We start from the raw sequence: 12,446 nt of genomic DNA, 5'->3' as shown, positions 1-12,446 counted from the left end.
GTTTTGAAAGTGATCGTCGCATGAGCAAGAACTGGCGCCCGGCAACCCAACTCGTCCATGGCGGCACTCTCCGTTCACAATACGGAGAGACCTCCGAAGCGATCTTCCTGACGCAAGGCTTCGTATACGACAGTTCCGAAGCGGCCGAGGCCCGCTTCAAGGGCGAGACCGACGGCTTCATTTATGCGCGTTACGGCAGCCCGACCAACGACATGTTCGAGAAGCGCATGTGCATGCTCGAGGGCGCGGAAGATGCACGCGCCACCGCTTCCGGCATGGCCGCCGTGTCTGCGGCGATCCTGTGCCAGGTGAAGGCCGGCGACCACATCGTTGCCGCCCGCGCGCTCTTCGGCTCCTGCCGCTGGGTCGTCGAAACGCTCGCGCCGAAATACGGCGTCGAATGCACGCTGGTCGACGGCCGCGACCTCGCCAATTGGGAAGAGGCGGTGCGTCCGAACACCAAGGTCTTCTTCCTCGAAAGCCCGACCAACCCGACGCTGGAAGTCATCGACATCGCCGGCGTCGCCAGGCTCGCCGACCAGATCGGCGCCAAGCTGGTGGTCGATAACGTCTTCGCCACCCCCCTCTTCCAAAAGCCGCTCGAGCTCGGCGCTCATGTGGTCGTGTATTCGGCCACGAAGCATATCGACGGCCAGGGCCGTTGCCTCGGCGGCGTGGTGCTTTCCGACAAAGAGTGGATCGACGAGAACCTTCACGACTACTTCCGACACACCGGCCCTGCCATGTCGCCGTTCAACGCCTGGACGCTGCTCAAAGGCATCGAGACGCTGCCGCTGCGCGTCAAGCAGCAGACCGAAAGCGCCCGCCGCGTCGCCGATTTCCTCGCCGAACAGCCGCAGGTCGCCCGCGTCATCTATCCGGGGCGCAAGGACCATCCGCAGGCCGAGATCATAGCGAAACAGATGAGCGGCGGCTCGACGCTCGTCGCCTTCGAGCTCAAGGGCGGCAAGGAAGCGGCCTTCGCCCTGCAGAACGCGCTCGAAATCGTGCGTATCTCCAACAATCTCGGCGATTCCAAGAGCCTCATTACGCATCCGGCGACGACGACGCACAAGAATCTGACCGACGAGGCCCGCGCAGAACTCGGCATTTCCGCTGGAACGGTTCGCTTCTCGGCCGGGATCGAGGACAGCGAAGACCTCGTCGAGGACTTCGCGCGGGCACTGAAGAACGTGAGGGCCTGATCGGCGGCACGCATCAGGACGTCGAACTCGCCCGCTGTTCCGCAGCGGGCGTTCTTATTTTGGATTGCGGAAGGTGAGGCGCGCCAGGACGATCCGCGACAGGGCCGTATAGAGGCAGATGATGGCGAAGATCGAAGCCAGCGCCGGGAACCAGCCGGGAAAGACGCACGAGGCCAGGAAGACGGCGATGGTTTCGGTCGCCTCGGCAAGCCCGGTGGTGAAATAGAGCGACTTCGCACCACGCACATCGGTCGTCATTACACGCTTCTCGGCCATGACGGCATAGGCGAGAAAGCTCGCGCCGTTGACGTAAAAGGCGAAGAGCAGCAGCCCGCCGGCAAGGCCATTGGCCTCCGGATCGGCGACGATGAAGGCGAGTGGAATGGCGCCGTAGAAGGCGAAGTCGAGCACGATGTCGAGAAAGCCGCCGAAGTCCGTCTTGCCGCTCGCGCGCGCAACCGCGCCGTCAAGGCCGTCGCAGAGCCGGCTGACGAGGATCAGAACGACCGCCCAGGAATAGACCCGCTCGGCAATGAGGACGGCGGCCGCAAGGCCGAGGACGAAACCCAGAATCGTGATGGCGTCAGCGCTTGCGCCGCGCTCCGCAAGTGCTGCACCGATCCTGTTCAGTATCGGATCGAGACGCTTGCGCACCGCGCCGTCAAACATGTCACCGGCCCCCAGCCAAAATTGAACGCCACTCGCGTAATCTTGCCGTTATTCTTGACGAAACCATATTGCTGTAGAATACCGGTACAAATTTGGAACAGGGTGTTGCACATGTACCGCGCACTGACACGCGACATCGAAGTGACGGTCGAGCCGTACTACCTGGAAGAACAGTCGGATCCCGACGATAGTCGCTATGTCTGGGGTTACCGCATCGTCATATCGAACCATTCCGAGATGGCGGTTCGGCTGATGACCCGCTATTGGCACATCACCGATGAGAACGGGCAGGTGGACGAGGTGAGCGGCCCGGGCGTAATTGGCGAACAGCCGCTGCTGAATCCCGGCGACACCTACGAATATTCCTCCGGTTGCCCCTTGGATACGCCATCCGGCGTGATGTTCGGCCACTACAGCATGGAGGCCGAGGACGGGGAGACCTTCAACGTGGCCATCCCCGCCTTCTCGCTCGATTCACCGGGCCTTGTCCGCACCCTCAATTAATGCATGTCTGCCCAAAGGCGTGCAGCGGTTTTGGGACAACGACATGCACAAAATAGGCTCATTCCGCGGTAAGGCGCGACCAGCGCGCCTCATTGCGACCGCACCTCGCTTGCCTCGAAGCGATAAGTGGTCGAGCAGAATTCGCAGGTAACCTTGATCAGGCCATCCTCGATGCTGCCCTCGATGTCCTCGTCGCTTAGTCCTTCCAGGACTTTGCGGATCTTCTCGCGTGAGCAACTGCAGCGATCATAGACCGCTTGGGGCTGATAGACGCGCACGCCCCGTTCGTGGAACAGCCGGTACAGCAAGCGTTCGGTTCCGACCATCGGGTCGGTGAGTTCATCGGTGTCGATCGTCTCGACCATCACCTTGGCTTCCGCCCAGAGATCGTCCTCTTCGAAGAGGCCCTCGCTGTCGCCTTCGTCGCCGTCCCCGCCCGGCAGATCCGGCTGCCGCATGCGATGGGGAGCATCGGGCAGGAACTGTGCGACCATGCCGCCGGCGCGCCAGCGATGCCGCGGCTTGCCGTCCTCGTCCCGGTCGAGAAGTTCCGCAACGGCAAGGCGTACCTTCGTCGGAATCTGCTCCGACTGGCGGAAGTAAACACCCGCGATCTCCTCGAGCGTCGCGCCGTCCAGCGCGACGATGCCCTGGTAGCGCTGCGTGTGCGCGCCCTGATCGATTGTGAAGGCGAGAACGCCATTGCCCAACAGCTCATGGGGCTGCGTGCGCCCGCCCTTCTCGGCGGCGGCCAGTGCCTCTTCGTCGTAGCGGGCATAGGCACGGACCCGGTCCGGCGTCGAAAAATCCGCCACCACGAGATCGACCGGGCCGTCCCCCTGGGTTTGGACGATCAGCTTGCCTTCGAATTTCAGCGACGTTCCCAGCAACACAGTCAGCACCACCGTCTCGGCGACGAGCCGTGCCACTGGAAGCGGATAATTGTGGCGTTCGAGGATGGCGTCGAGCATCGGGCCGAGCTGGACCGCACGGCCGCGCACGTCGAGCCCTTCGACCTGGAAGGGCACGACATGGTCGTCACCGGCAAAATCGAACTCGCCAAGGCCCGGCCCAGTCTCTGTCATCGCTTACTCCTTGCCTGGATCATCCTCTCCGGGTTGATCCAATCCTAAATCGTGATCTTACCAATCAGATGATAAACGGCTGCAGGCGGAAAACCGACCTGTCCCGTTCTACTGCATGTTTCTTAAATCGTAGCCGATTTAAGGCAAAAACATGCAGCGATTCAAAGGGCTACAGCGACCTTTGCGCGTCACGCCAGTGCGCCCCCGCTATAACCACCCGCAATTGCATTTGATCCCGCCGCGAACGCATTTGTCCAGCAGCAATGTGCGTTGCTTCGCCTCCAGGCGCCGCAGATGATGGTCGAGGAGCGCGGCAGGAGCGGAAATCGCCCCGGCTGCACAGTTAGGCGACGTGCATCAGCCGTCGCCGCCTAATTTGTGTCGTCCAACGCCGAATTCAAGAGTTCCCTCCGACCGGATCGCTCGCACCGGCGGTCGTCAGACCACGCCGAGGCACCAGGCAAGGATCGATTTCTGCGCGTGCATCCGGTTCTCCGCCGCATCGAAGACGACCGACTGCGGACCGTCGATGACCTCGTCGGTAACCTCCTCGCCGCGGTGCGCCGGCAGGCAATGCATGAACAGCGCGTCGGGCGCGGCATGCTTCATCAGCGCTTCATTGACCTGATAGGGCTGGAAGACGTTGTGTCCGCGGGCGCGGTGCTCCTGATTCATCGACACCCAGGTATCGGTGACGACGCAATGGGCGCCGGCGACGGCCTGTTCCGGCTCATGGCAGAGCAGGATTTCGCCGCCATTGTTGCGTGCCCAGTTCAGAAACTTGTCCTGCGGCTCGGATCCGAGCGGCACGGCCATGTTCATGCGGTAGCCGAAGCGCGCCGAGCCTTCGATCAGAGAGTGCAGCACGTTGTTGCCGTCGCCCGTCCAGGCGATCGTCTTGCCCTTGACCGGTCCGCGATGCTCCTCGAAGGTCATGATGTCGGCCATGATCTGGCAGGGATGCGTGTCGTCGGTGAGGCCGTTGATGACCGGCACCGTCGCGTGCTCGGCCATTTCCAGAAGCCGGCGATGTTTTGTGGTCCGTATCATGATCGCATCGACATAGCGCGACAAAACCTTCGCCGTATCGCCGATCGTCTCGGCCCGCCCGAGCTGCATTTCGGTGCCGGAGAGGAACAGCGTCTCGCCGCCGAGCTGGCGCATGCCGACATCGAAGGAGACGCGGGTGCGGGTGGATGGCTTTTCGAAGATCATCGCGAGCATCTTGCCGGCAAGCGGTTTCTCGGCCGTTCCGGCCTTGGTCGCCGACTTTCGGACGCGCGCATCGTCGATGATCGTCCTAAGGTCGGCGGCCGCCATGGCCGAGAGATCGAGAAAGTGTCTGGTCATCGTGCTGCATTTCCTATCGTAGAAACCGGTAGTCGATCACGCTTGCGCGCCTGGTTCAATCAGAGCCCAATCTCAGGCCGCGGCGTTACCGCTGCCTGCCCGGACCGCTTCCGCCGCACGTTCGAGCCGCGCCAGCCCCTCGCGCGCCTCAGCCGCGGTGGTGATCAATGGCGGCAACAGGCGCAGCACATTCTCGCCGGCGGGGACGGCGAGCAGTTTCTCGGCGCGGATCGCCTTCAGGAAGTCGGCGGAGGGCACCTTCGCCTTGATGCCGAGCATCAGCCCGTCGCCACGGATCTCGTCGATCACGTCCGGGAAACGATCCTTGAGCGAGGCGAGCCCCTGGCGGAAGACGAGCGCCACATCGCGCACGTGCTCAAGGAAGCCCTCGGCGAGGATCACGTCGAGCACAGCGTTGCCGACCGCCATCGCCAACGGGTTACCCCCGTAGGTGGAGCCGTGCGTGCCCGCAATCATGCCGGCGGCGGCAGCATCCGTCGCCAGGCAGGCGCCGAGCGGAAAGCCGCCGCCAATACCCTTGGCGACAGCCATGATGTCCGGCGTGATCCCCGCCCATTCGTGGGAGAAGAGCTTGCCGGTGCGGCCGACCCCGGATTGCACTTCGTCGAGGATCAGAAGCAGGCCGAATTCATCGCAGAGCGCGCGCAGTTCCTGGAGAAACTCCTTCGGCGCTAGGCGAATGCCGCCCTCGCCCTGGATCGGCTCGATCAGGATCGCCGCGGTCTCGTCGTTGATCGCATTCTTGACCGCGGCGACATCGCCGAAGGGAACCTGGTAGAAGCCGGGCGCCTTCGGCCCGAAGCCTTCGATGTATTTCTGCTGGCCGCCGGCGGCGATCGTCGCGATGGTGCGGCCATGGAAAGCGCCTTCGAAGGTGATGATATGGAACCTTTCCGGGTGGCCTTTGGCGAAATGATAGCGCCGTGCCGTCTTGATCGCGCACTCGAGCGCTTCCGCGCCTGAGTTGGTGAAGAACACCCGGTCGGCGAAGGTCACCTGGGTCAACCGCCGTGCAAGGCTCTCCTGTCCGGGAACCTCGTAAAGATTGGAAAGATGCCACACCTTCTCGGCCTGCGCCTTCAGGGCCTCCACGAGATGCGGATGGGCGTGACCCAGCGAATTCACGGCGACGCCGGCGGCGAAGTCGAGATAGCGCGTGCCGTCTTCCGCGATCAGCCAGACGCCCTCACCTCGCTCGAAACGCAACGGCGCACGCAGGTAGGTGTCGTAAAGCGGCGTTGTTGCGGCCATGGTGAACGTCTCCTTCGTCTTCGGGCATCGGCTTTGTCAGGTCCGACAAAAATCAAAAATGCCGCCTTGCGGCGGCGGAGGCACTATTCCTATTTCGCGCCGCAATGTCAACAAAACCAAGGCTTGCAGGGCGCCGTGCGGGCGCGGATTCCGAGGGCGAAAAAATCGCGCTCCGGGGCTTGCAAAAATGCAACGCCCCGACAGCAAGTTGGGGAAAACCGCAAAATCGATTCGGCGCGATTCCGGCGACTCTTGCCACGGAGTCACCCTACCGGTAGGTTAATATTCAATTACTAGACGCATGCGGCGGACCTAGTCACCAACAGTGTTATCGCGTTGTATCTTCGGGATTTTTCCGGAGAGCGGTGATGGATTCTGCCATCCCAACGCCGAGAACGGAGAGTGCAGAGATGAACTGGACTGACGAGCGGGTGGAGAAACTGAAGAAGCTGTGGTCCGAGGGCTTGAGCGCCAGCCAGATCGCGGCGCAGTTGGGCGGCGTCAGTCGCAACGCCGTCATCGGCAAGGTCCACCGGCTGAGCCTGCCCGGGCGCGCCAAGGCCGGAGGAACGACGGCGGCCGCCCGCCCGAAACGGACGACCTCGGCGCCCCGTGCGCCGAATTACGCTGCGCGCGCCGTCACTCGGACCGTTCCCCGCACGTCCGGCGCGACCGCCCTCAAGGAAGACAATGCGCTCGAACTGGCAGTCGAGCAGGATTTTGAGCTCGAGGCGAACATCGTCGTCCCAATGTCGCGTCGCCTGGAACTCACCCAGCTCACGGAACGCACCTGCAAGTGGCCGATCGGCGATCCGCTGAAGGAAGAATTCCACTTTTGCGGAAACGATTCTCCGGAGTCGTCTCCCTATTGCAGCTATCATGCGCGGCTCGCTTACCAGCCCTCGGCGGAGCGCCGTCGCCTGCGCTAAGTCTTTGACAAGGAAAAAAAGGGGCCGTACGGCCCCTTTTTTCGTCGCTGCAACTGAAAATACGCGGGCGGCACAGGAAGGCCGCTCGCACCCGGCCTCAGCCCTCCAGCGAATAGCCGGCGCCGCGCACCGTACGGATGACGTCGGGCATGTTCGAGAAGTTCAAGGCCTTGCGCAGGCGGCCCACATGCACGTCCACGGTCCGCTCGTCGACATAGATGTCGTGCCCCCACACGCCGTCCAACAACTGCGAGCGGGAGAAGACGCGTCCCGGCGAGGACATGAGGAACTCCAGGAGACGGAACTCCGTCGGCCCGAGCCGGACTTCCCGGCTGCGGCGATGGACGCGGTGCGTCTCGCGGTCGAGCTCGATGTCGCCGCAGCGCAGGAGCGTGGACAGGACCTCGGGCTTGGCGCGCCGGAGCATAGCCTTCACGCGCGCCATCAGTTCCGGCGTCGAGAACGGCTTGACGACATAGTCGTCGGCACCGGTCGCAAGACCCCGCACGCGTTCGCTCTCCTCGCCACGCGCCGTCAGCATGATGATCGGCAGACGTTCCGTCTCGGGCCGCTGGCGGAGCCTGCGGCAGAGTTCGATGCCGGAAACCCCGGGCAGCATCCAATCCAGAATGAGAAGATCGGGCAGGCGCTCCTGCAGGCGAATCTCTGCCTCGTCGCCGCGAAGGATCGTATCGACTTCGAAGCCTTCGGCCTCGAGATTGTAACGCAGGAGTACGCTCAGCGCTTCCTCGTCCTCGACTACTGCAATCTTCGGCAACATTCAGTACGACTCCTTCCTACGCGCGACCGCGATCACGCCGCCGCGACACAGCCTACAGCGCCGTGCGTCTTTTCAGACGCACAAGGAGGCTGCAGCACCTCGAGTTGCTGCATGTTTTTGTCCCTAAATCGGCTACGACTTAAGGGAACACGCAGTAGACCGCGAACCAACGCGGCCGGAAAAGATTTGGCGCACCAACGGGACGCCGGGCGACCTCAGTCCGTCACGGAACCCAATGTCGACGTCGTGTCGTCCTTCGGCCGTTCGCCCGCGGGCTGGGCGCCTGTCGCCATGTAGTAGATCGTCTCGGCGATGTTGGTCGCATGATCGCCGATCCGCTCGATGTTCTTGGCGCAGAAGAGGAGATGCGTGCAGGGCGTGATGTTGCGCGGATCTTCCATCATGTAGGTGAGCAACTCGCGAAAGAGCGAGGTGTAGATCGCGTCGATCTCCTCGTCACGCTCGCGGATGCTGTTTGCCTTTTCCGGAGAGCGCGAGGCATAGACGTCGAGCACTTCCTTGAGCTGCACGAGAGCAAGCTCGGCCAGATGCTCGAGGCCGCGCGCGAGCTTGCGGGGGATTCCGGAGCCGGCGACGGCAATCACGCGCTTGGCGGTATTCTTGCCGAGATCGCCGACGCGCTCGAGATCCGCGGCGATACGGATCGATCCCATGATCTCGCGGAGGTCCGAGGCCATAGGCTGGCGCTTGGCGATCGTGACGATCGCCTTTTCCCCGATCTGCCGTTCGGCATCGTCCAGAATGGCATCATCGGAAATCACCTTCTGGGCCAAGGCGAGGTCCGAATTGACCAGTGCCCGGACCGAGTCCGCGACCATCTGCTCGGCAAGTCCTCCCATCTCGGAGATCCGGCGCGTCAGATATTTCAGCTCTTCGTCGAAGGCGGTCATTATGTGGGGGTGAGACATTTTCGGTTCCTCAAGGGCGCGCGCTCTTCACGGGGGATTTTCGGCCGATCAGCCGAAGCGGCCCATGATGTAGTCCTGGGTGCGCTGGTCATCCGGATTGGTGAACATCTTGTCGGTGTCGTTCTCCTCGACGAGGTTGCCGAGGTGGAACATGGCCGTGCGCTGCGACACGCGCGCCGCCTGCTGCATCGAGTGCGTCACGATGACGATCGTGAAATTCGCGCGCAGCTCGTGGATGAGTTCCTCGACCTTGGCGGTCGCGATCGGATCGAGCGCCGAACAGGGCTCGTCCATCAGGATGACTTCGGGGCTGACAGCTACGGCGCGGGCAATGCAGAGGCGCTGCTGCTGGCCGCCGGAAAGGCCGGTGCCCGGCTCATGCAGTCGGTCCTTGACCTCGTTCCAGAGGCCAGCCTTCTGCAGGCTCGTCTCGACCGTCTCGTCGAGTTCGGCCTTCGTGCGCGCCAAGCCATGGATGCGCGGACCGTACGAAACGTTGTCGTAGATCGACTTCGGGAATGGGTTCGGCTTCTGGAACACCATGCCGACCCGGGCGCGTAGTTCAACAACGTCGATCGACGGATCGTAGATGTCGTCCTCATCGAGCGTGATCTTGCCGCTCACACGGCAGTTCTCGATCGTGTCGTTCATCCGGTTGAGCGTGCGCAGGAAGGTCGACTTGCCGCAACCGGAGGGGCCGATCAGCGCCGTCACCGTGTTCTCGCGGATGTTGAGGTTGACGTCGAAGAGCGCGCGCTTCTCGCCGTAATAGACCGACACATCCTTGCCGATCATCTTGTAGGGCACCGTGTTCATTTTCTGGTCCAGAGCCTTTTCGACTGCAGCTTCCGACATGATGTTCATAGTCCTTACCCCACTACCAGCGACGCTCAAAGCGACGCCGCAAGAGAATTGCGCCCAGGTTCATGAAGACGAGGAAGATCAAAAGAATGATAATCGCTCCCGACGTGCGCTCCACGAAAGCGCGTTCCGCTTCGTTCGCCCACATGTAGATTTGCACCGGCAGCGCCGTCGAGGGCTCCAGCGGTGAGCCCGGATAGTCGACCACGAATGCCACCATACCGATCAGGAGCAGCGGCGCCGTTTCGCCGAGAGCATGCGCGAGACCGATGATCGTGCCGGTCAGGATTCCAGGCATGGCGAGCGGCAGCACGTGATGGAAGATGGTCTGCATCTTCGATGCGCCGAGGCCGAGCGCGGCGGCGCGGATCGACGGAGGCACGGCCTTCAACGCCGCGCGCGTCGCGATGATGATCGTCGGCAGTGTCATCAGCGTCAGCACAAGTCCACCAATAAGCGCGGCTGAACGCGGCAGGCCCGCGAAGTTGATAAATACGGCCAGGCCGAGGAGACCGTAGACGATCGAGGGTACTGCCGCGAGATTGTTGATGTTGACTTCGATGAGGTCGGTCAGCCGGTTCTTCGGGGCGAACTCTTCCAGATAGATCGAGGCGGCGACGCCGATCGGCAGCGAAAGGACCAGAACGATCAGCATCATGTAGAGCGAGCCGATGAGCGCGACGCCGACACCCGCCGCTTCCGGACGGCTCGACGCGCCGAAGGTGAAGATGCCGGTGTTGAAGCTCTTCTTGAGCGCGCCGGCATCGGCGAGCTGGTTCATCCAGGCGACCTGCTGGTCCTTCACCTTGCGCTTGGACTCGTCCACCTTCAGGTCGATTTGACCCTTGAAGGCGGAGTCGATGTTCGCTTCGGCCAGCAGCGTTACGGGGATCGTCTTGCCGATGACTGACGGATCGGCGACGACGATATCGCGCAGTTGCGTCCGAGCGCTGGCGGAAACCATGTCGGTCGCCTGCTTGACCAGCGGCCGCTCCTTCGGATCGAGGCCGAGCTGCTTTACCAACGCCTCGCGGACGAGCAGCGGATAGTTGGCCGACATCAGTTGCTTCGGATCGGTCGCCCGCTCGTTCTTCGGATCGATGACCTTTTCGGAGAACTCGATCGGCAGCGTGATCGTCGTCTGCAGGAAGGCGGTATAGCCTTTCGAAACAACGCTCCAGAGCAGGACCGCAAGGAAGAACAGGCCGATGACGATGGCGATGATGCCGTAGAAGCGGAAGCGGCGCTCTGCGGCGTAGCGGCGCTTGATGCCGATATCGCGGCGGCTTTCGGCAGGACGGGTGGAGACCTTTACCGTCGGGGAGGCAATCTCGGTCATTCGTACTGTTCCCGATATTTGCGCACGATGTAGAGCGCGTAGATGTTGAGGCAGAGCGTGATGACGAAGAGCGTGATGCCGAGCGCGAAGGCAACGAGCGTCTGTGGCGACGTGAACTCGAGGTCACCCGTCAACTGATGCACGATCTTGACGGTCACCGTCGTCATCGGCTCGAAGGGATTCAGTTGCATGCGCGCCGCAACGCCGGCGGCAAGCACGACGATCATCGTCTCGCCGACCGCGCGCGACGCGGTCAGCAACAGCGCGCCAACGATGCCGGGCAATGCTGCGGGCAGAATGACCTTCTTAACCGTCTCCGAGCGCGTCGCGCCGAGGCCGAGCGAACCGTCGCGCAGCGCACGCGGCACCTGGGTGATGATATCATCGGACAACGACGACACGAATGGAATGAGCATAATGCCCATGACGATGCCGGCGGTGACGACGCTCTGCGCTTGGATGAAGTTCTGGTAGTTGCCAGTAATAAGGCCGTTCAGTTGCGTCGAGATATCGCGCAGGAATGGACCGACCGTCACGAGTGCGAAGAAGCCGTAGACGATCGTCGGGATGCCCGCGAGCACCTCCAGAAGCGGCTTTGCGGTCGAACGCAGCCGGGGGCTCGCGTATTCAGCCATGTAGATGGCGGCGAAGAGGCCGATGGGCACGGCAAAGAGCATCGCGACGAAGGCGATGTAGATGGTGCCGCCGAGAAGCGGCAACAGCCCGAACTGGCCCGAGGCGCCCTCGTTGCCGGCCGCCGCGAAGCGAGGATCCCAGACCGTGCCGAAGAAGAATTCCGTTGGCGACACCATGCTGAAGAAGCGGCCGGCCTCCGACAGCATCGAGCCGATGATGCCGATCGTCGTCAGGATGGCGATGGACGAGGCGACAATGAGCGAAGCGAGGATGACACGCTCCACCTGATTGCGAGCGCGGAAACGGATGGCGATGTTGCGGATCGCATAGAATCCGCCGGCAACAGAGACGATGAGCACGACGGCGCTCATCAGCCAGCGGCTATAAAGCCGCATCGAATTGAACTGCTGGGCGGCCGCGACCATGTAGTGCTCGCCTTCACCGGCAAGCGCCACGCCCTTGGCGGCTAGCGTCTCGCGCAGATTGGCCGATCCATTCTCGATCGCCGCGATGTCCGCTGCACTCAGCCGGTCGAGGCCAAGGGCAACGGACTTCACCTGGCCGAGCGCGAGCTGAACGGTTGCTGCGCCCTGGCTCTGGACTGAGTCCGGAAGGGCCGAACGAACGGCGGAATCGATGTAGAACGGCGAAGCGATCAGCCATGCGGCGAGCACGAGAACGGCGGGCAGCGTAGCCCAAATGACAACATAGCTGCCGTGGTATCCGGGCAGGGAATGCAAGTTGGCGAGCTTGCCGCCTGATTGGGCGAACGAACGGGCTCGACCGGCAAAAAAAGCAATGAAACCAATCACAACAATGATTAGGAGAAGGAGCGAAGTACTCATCGGCACGTCTCCGCGGCGGGACCATCAAAAGCCGCCGGCAA

Annotated in this window: 12 protein-coding genes; 3 read left to right on the top strand and 9 right to left on the bottom strand. The window is 62.5% G+C overall.

Annotated elements, in window-relative coordinates; all coding sequences use genetic code 11:
- Window positions 1-20 precede the first annotated feature (20 nt).
- Complete coding sequence (locus tag AYK65_RS02625) at window positions 21-1,205, top strand: O-succinylhomoserine sulfhydrylase (RefSeq protein ID WP_046119925.1); 1,185 nt, start codon at window positions 21-23, stop codon at window positions 1,203-1,205.
- 54 nt (window positions 1,206-1,259) lie between these two features.
- On the opposite strand, the gene AYK65_RS02620 is transcribed toward AYK65_RS02625, so the two are convergent.
- Window positions 1,260-1,874: a CDP-alcohol phosphatidyltransferase family protein gene (locus AYK65_RS02620; protein ID WP_046119926.1), complete on the bottom strand. Its 615-nt coding sequence runs from the start codon at window positions 1,872-1,874 to the stop codon at window positions 1,260-1,262.
- 111 nt (window positions 1,875-1,985) lie between these two features.
- Between AYK65_RS02620 and apaG the strand changes: the two genes are divergently transcribed.
- The gene (gene apaG, locus AYK65_RS02615; RefSeq protein WP_026613335.1) at window positions 1,986-2,378 is read left to right on the top strand and encodes a Co2+/Mg2+ efflux protein ApaG; all 393 of its coding nucleotides are present in this window, start codon (window positions 1,986-1,988) and stop codon (window positions 2,376-2,378) included.
- An 89-nt stretch (window positions 2,379-2,467) separates the two neighbouring features.
- On the opposite strand, the gene AYK65_RS02610 is transcribed toward apaG, so the two are convergent.
- From AYK65_RS02610 to AYK65_RS02600, 3 genes are all read right to left on the bottom strand, one after another.
- Window positions 2,468-3,463 (bottom strand): Hsp33 family molecular chaperone, encoded by a 996-nt coding sequence (locus tag AYK65_RS02610; protein WP_081157880.1) that lies wholly within the window; start codon window positions 3,461-3,463, stop codon window positions 2,468-2,470.
- A 438-nt stretch (window positions 3,464-3,901) separates the two neighbouring features.
- A complete protein-coding gene (argF, locus tag AYK65_RS02605; RefSeq protein ID WP_026613337.1) occupies window positions 3,902-4,813 on the bottom strand; it encodes an ornithine carbamoyltransferase in 912 nt (303 codons plus the stop codon).
- 72 nt (window positions 4,814-4,885) lie between these two features.
- Window positions 4,886-6,085 carry an aspartate aminotransferase family protein gene (locus tag AYK65_RS02600; RefSeq protein WP_026613338.1) on the bottom strand — a complete coding sequence of 400 codons (1,200 nt, stop codon included), beginning with the start codon at window positions 6,083-6,085 and terminating at the stop codon, window positions 4,886-4,888.
- A 410-nt stretch (window positions 6,086-6,495) separates the two neighbouring features.
- Here AYK65_RS02600 and AYK65_RS02595 point away from each other — a divergent pair, with 410 nt between their 5' ends.
- Window positions 6,496-7,014: a GcrA family cell cycle regulator gene (locus AYK65_RS02595; RefSeq protein ID WP_026613339.1), complete on the top strand. Its 519-nt coding sequence runs from the start codon at window positions 6,496-6,498 to the stop codon at window positions 7,012-7,014.
- Between the two features lie 97 nt (window positions 7,015-7,111).
- Here the strand turns inward: AYK65_RS02595 and phoB are convergent, their stop codons facing one another.
- The 5 genes from phoB to pstC form a co-directional block, all read right to left on the bottom strand.
- Entirely contained in the window at window positions 7,112-7,795 is a 684-nt protein-coding gene (gene phoB, locus AYK65_RS02590) for a phosphate regulon transcriptional regulator PhoB (protein ID WP_026613340.1), read from the bottom strand.
- A 215-nt stretch (window positions 7,796-8,010) separates the two neighbouring features.
- Window positions 8,011-8,724 carry a phosphate signaling complex protein PhoU gene (gene phoU, locus AYK65_RS02585; protein WP_026613341.1) on the bottom strand — a complete coding sequence of 238 codons (714 nt, stop codon included), beginning with the start codon at window positions 8,722-8,724 and terminating at the stop codon, window positions 8,011-8,013.
- A gap of 48 nt (window positions 8,725-8,772) precedes the next feature.
- The gene (gene pstB / locus AYK65_RS02580) at window positions 8,773-9,588 is read right to left on the bottom strand and encodes a phosphate ABC transporter ATP-binding protein PstB (protein ID WP_026613342.1); all 816 of its coding nucleotides are present in this window, start codon (window positions 9,586-9,588) and stop codon (window positions 8,773-8,775) included.
- 13 nt (window positions 9,589-9,601) lie between these two features.
- Window positions 9,602-10,924: a phosphate ABC transporter permease PstA gene (pstA, locus tag AYK65_RS02575; RefSeq protein ID WP_081157879.1), complete on the bottom strand. Its 1,323-nt coding sequence runs from the start codon at window positions 10,922-10,924 to the stop codon at window positions 9,602-9,604.
- Window positions 10,921-12,405, bottom strand: coding sequence for a phosphate ABC transporter permease subunit PstC (pstC, locus tag AYK65_RS02570; RefSeq protein ID WP_046119928.1), 1,485 nt, complete (start codon window positions 12,403-12,405; stop codon window positions 10,921-10,923). The genes pstA and pstC overlap by 4 nt, the downstream gene beginning before the upstream one ends.
- Window positions 12,406-12,446 lie beyond the last annotated feature (41 nt).

Source organism: Ensifer aridi (genome assembly GCF_002078505.1).
In the GTDB taxonomy this organism is placed as follows: domain Bacteria; phylum Pseudomonadota; class Alphaproteobacteria; order Rhizobiales; family Rhizobiaceae; genus Sinorhizobium; species Sinorhizobium aridi.
Note: the sequence above shows the minus strand (reverse complement) of the source record. Positions and strands in the feature narration are given on the sequence as shown.

Excerpts from the sequence above, each read along its gene's own strand:
- AYK65_RS02625 (WP_046119925.1), top strand. The coding sequence starts at position 21 with ATGAGCAAGAACTGGCGCCCGGCAACCCAACTCGTCCATGGCGGCACT.
- AYK65_RS02620 (WP_046119926.1), bottom strand. The coding sequence starts at position 1,874 with ATGTTTGACGGCGCGGTGCGCAAGCGTCTCGATCCGATACTGAACAGG.
- apaG (WP_026613335.1), top strand. The coding sequence starts at position 1,986 with ATGTACCGCGCACTGACACGCGACATCGAAGTGACGGTCGAGCCGTAC.
- AYK65_RS02610 (WP_081157880.1), bottom strand. The coding sequence starts at position 3,463 with ATGACAGAGACTGGGCCGGGCCTTGGCGAGTTCGATTTTGCCGGTGAC.
- argF (WP_026613337.1), bottom strand. The coding sequence starts at position 4,813 with ATGACCAGACACTTTCTCGATCTCTCGGCCATGGCGGCCGCCGACCTT.
- AYK65_RS02600 (WP_026613338.1), bottom strand. The coding sequence starts at position 6,085 with ATGGCCGCAACAACGCCGCTTTACGACACCTACCTGCGTGCGCCGTTG.
- AYK65_RS02595 (WP_026613339.1), top strand. The coding sequence starts at position 6,496 with ATGAACTGGACTGACGAGCGGGTGGAGAAACTGAAGAAGCTGTGGTCC.
- phoB (WP_026613340.1), bottom strand. The coding sequence starts at position 7,795 with ATGTTGCCGAAGATTGCAGTAGTCGAGGACGAGGAAGCGCTGAGCGTA.
- phoU (WP_026613341.1), bottom strand. The coding sequence starts at position 8,724 with ATGTCTCACCCCCACATAATGACCGCCTTCGACGAAGAGCTGAAATAT.
- pstB (WP_026613342.1), bottom strand. The coding sequence starts at position 9,588 with ATGAACATCATGTCGGAAGCTGCAGTCGAAAAGGCTCTGGACCAGAAA.
- pstA (WP_081157879.1), bottom strand. The coding sequence starts at position 10,924 with ATGACCGAGATTGCCTCCCCGACGGTAAAGGTCTCCACCCGTCCTGCC.
- pstC (WP_046119928.1), bottom strand. The coding sequence starts at position 12,405 with ATGAGTACTTCGCTCCTTCTCCTAATCATTGTTGTGATTGGTTTCATT.